This is a genomic window from Ligilactobacillus acidipiscis DSM 15836 (genome assembly GCF_001435755.1).
Taxonomy (GTDB): Bacteria; Bacillota; Bacilli; order Lactobacillales; family Lactobacillaceae; genus Ligilactobacillus; species Ligilactobacillus acidipiscis.
This window is the reverse complement of record NZ_AZFI01000203.1, coordinates 1-3,214: the sequence shown is the minus strand read 5'-3', so window position 1 is coordinate 3,214 and position 3,214 is coordinate 1. Positions and strand designations below refer to the sequence as shown.

Here is a 3,214-nt window from a genome sequence, read left to right as displayed (position 1 = left end):
TTGTGTTGCACTTGAATTGTAAATCAGGCAAACAATTATTAATAATTTGGATCAACTCTTTTCCCCATCTTTTTATTTAATCCATGGCGTGCAGCTTTCATGATAATTGGTAAATTTTTTTGTAAGTTACCATCTTTTATAGCTATGAGTATATAGTATACAATCATAAAAAGCGGGCTCAATGTCCGCACAGACCATCTTTTTCCATAACGTTTATCAAAAGCAATATTATTCCGAATAAAATAATAATCACGCCAATTCATCGGTTCTTTCTTTTCGTTTTCTTTGATGATTTTAGCTGGTAATTGGCGTTTTATCACAGCATCTTTAACATAAATTATTTTAGAAAAATGTAATAGTCGCTGTGCATAATCAGTATCGTCAAATTGGATAAAATAACTAGCATCTGGTATGCCAACCCTGTTAATCAACGGAACGCTGATCAAAGGTCCTTCAAAAGTCATATCCTGAACAAAATAGGTATCTTTGTTTAAAGGACGTTTAGCATATTTTTTTCTCCACCAAATGAAAAACTTAAACATATTCGACAAGTCTAGGTCTACACAGACTTTATCAGTAAAATCCTTGCCAATTCTTGCGGGAACCCCAACTTGAACGTTATTTGCCTCCATACTGTTTAACAAGGTTGCTAAACAGCTTTCAACCGGAGCCACATCATCGTCCATCACCCAGATATAGTCAAAGTCACCCTTTGAAGCAATCTGTACAGCTTGAGAAAAACCACCCGATCCACCTAAATTAGTTTCACTACAAAAATAAGATTTCCTGATAATTTCTTCATCTTTCCCACTTATTTCAGAGTATCCCTTATCTTGCAAGTACTTAACGGTTTGATCAGTACTATGATTATCAAATACCAAAATCCCAGCCAGTGGCAAGCTTTGTTTTTCTATGGCATTAAGCGTTTCTTTCAAACATTCTAATCTATTATATGTGACTATAACTGCACAAATTTTTTTCAAGAACTTAACCTCCCTAAAGTACAACTAATCCCCACGATCAACTTTAATTGCACTATCTATCACCTTATTAAGGATCAAGACCATTCCATACTGTTGTCTTCTTAAAAGCCGTCTGAATGCGGGTGCTTTACGGCTTAAAAACTTATCAAATTTTTTTTCTGAAAATGAAGTGTCATAAAAATAATCCTCAGCAACAGACTTCATATTTTTAGTTGCTTCACATAATGTCAGCTTTTTTTTATTGTAAAGTGGACCAAAGTAACTATCTATCAAAAAAATAAATCCCGTTAATTTAGTCCTGTTATTGATATCACGTGCCAAGGAGTCGTGATAATTATTCATTAAACTATTAACTCTTCTGCGAAAATGGACTTCTGAGCGCAAATTCTGAGGATTGAATCGGAACAAAGTATGAGACTCTTGTAAATGATAAAAACGTTGTGGCGAAATTAAGATAGAATCTGCCTTAGAAATTGCCTCCATGATGAACAACATATCTTCAGAAACAACAATTGAAGGATCAAATAACAAGTTGTTTTTTTGTAACAACGATCTGTTATATATTCTCGAACCTATACCCCAAGACAGACTCACTTTACCAAAGCGCAAATTTATTTTCATCGCTTCTAAACGTTCATGGTCTGTTAGCCCTGTTTTGAATTTTTCACGGTCAATCTCTTTAACATCCTCTAATATTATATCAGGCTTATCTTTTAGCTGCTTGTTAAAATACTCATAGAAATTAGGTTCAAACAAATCATCACTATCAACAAAAACAACATAATTACCTGTTGCCAGCTTAATTCCTATATTGCGAGTTGCGCTAACACCTAAGTGTTTGTTGGCAATCACCTTTATCATACTGTATTTTTGCGCAAACCTATTAAGCTTTTCCACTGTTTCGTCTTGTGACCCATCATCTATGCAAATTATTTCACAGTATTCCTGATTTAAGGCCCTAAGTAGGCTGCACATTGACTTCCCAACATACTGATCTGAATTATATGTCGGCATTATAACTGATAGCTTAACCTGATTCATAAAAATTTTCCTTCCATAAGATAAATTATTATATAAATTAGTCAGTTAAAAACTACTATTTCTTTTCCTGAATGATATATATTGGTCTTCTTTTTACTTCCAAATATATGTTACCCACATATCGTCCAAGTATTCCTAGACAAAATAACTGAATCCCTCCTATCAGCAAAATAACAGAAACCAGAGAAGCCCATCCATTCACACTACCACCAAACAACAATTTTCTACATACAATAAAAATCAAGGAAATAACTGAAATAATAAATGAACCAGTACCAACATACGAAGCAATGTATAATGGTGCTTCTGAAAAGTTAATAATACCTTCAACAGAGTATTTAAAAAGTCCCCAAAAAGTCCAAGACGTTTTTCCAGCAATGCGATCTTGATTAGTGTATTCTAAATATTTTGTTTTAAAACCTACCCAACTAAATAATCCTTTTGAAAAACGATTATATTCAGACATTTCTAAAATTGAATTTACCACTTGCCGTGTCATCAACCGGAAATCCCGCACTCCATCAATGAACTGCGTATGTGAGATCTTATTGATCATTTTATAAAAAAGCTTTGAAAAGAAGGATCTAATAACTGGTTCACCCTTTCGGTCTGTTCTCCGTGTCCCAACAATATCATAACCCTCATCTTCAATACCTGCCAACATCGGACACAATTGTTCGGGGGGATCCTGTAGATCAACATCCATCACAGCCACATAGTCCCCTGTAACCGATTTTAATCCGGCATATAACGCTGCTTCTTTCCCAAAATTACGAGAAAAAGAAACATAGTGAACATCTTTTTTATTATTTTCATGCAATTTTCTCAAAATATTTAATGTATTATCAGAGGAACCATCGTTGATAAAATAGTATTCTACCTCATATCCTCTCAACTGCGGCTTTATCTGTTCAACTGTTTCATAAAATAAAGGAATGGTTTCCTGCTCATTAAAGCAAGGAACAACCAAAGAAATTATTTTTTTCATACTTTTCTCCTTATGTGATAAATCATAGTTTTTTACTACTTATCGATTAATGTATTTTTAACCGATAAATCCAAGAAAGGGCAAGATAGAACCAGGTCACTATCGCAATTAAAATAAAGAAATAGAAGGCTAAGGATGGCTTGTAGCCAACTGTAATTTTATTATTGCCTGACTAAAGGTTGAAAGTTAATTTTTAGTGCCT

The 3,214-nt window shown here is 33.8% G+C and carries 3 protein-coding genes; all 3 read right to left on the bottom strand.

All coding sequences use genetic code 11. From position 1 onward, the window contains the following. Positions 1-38: 38 nt before the first annotated feature. Genes FC65_RS09775 through FC65_RS09765 form a run of 3 tightly spaced genes read right to left on the bottom strand, consistent with a single transcriptional unit; the run spans position 39 to position 3,012 of the window. On the bottom strand, positions 39-983 hold the full coding sequence (locus FC65_RS09775) for a glycosyltransferase family 2 protein (protein WP_056972530.1): 945 nt from the start codon (positions 981-983) through the stop codon (positions 39-41). Positions 984-1,007: 24 nt separating this feature from the next. After that, positions 1,008-2,024, bottom strand: coding sequence for a glycosyltransferase family 2 protein (locus tag FC65_RS09770; protein WP_056972528.1), 1,017 nt, complete (start codon positions 2,022-2,024; stop codon positions 1,008-1,010). Positions 2,025-2,079: 55 nt separating this feature from the next. Next, a complete protein-coding gene (locus FC65_RS09765) occupies positions 2,080-3,012 on the bottom strand; it encodes a glycosyltransferase family 2 protein (protein ID WP_056972527.1) in 933 nt (310 codons plus the stop codon). Between the last annotated feature and the right edge of the window lie 202 nt (positions 3,013-3,214).

Bases quoted from the DNA above. Each gene is read 5' to 3' on its own strand.
- FC65_RS09770 (WP_056972528.1), bottom strand. From the start codon at position 2,024: ATGAATCAGGTTAAGCTATCAGTTATAATGCCGACATATAATTCAGAT.
- FC65_RS09765 (WP_056972527.1), bottom strand. From the start codon at position 3,012: ATGAAAAAAATAATTTCTTTGGTTGTTCCTTGCTTTAATGAGCAGGAA.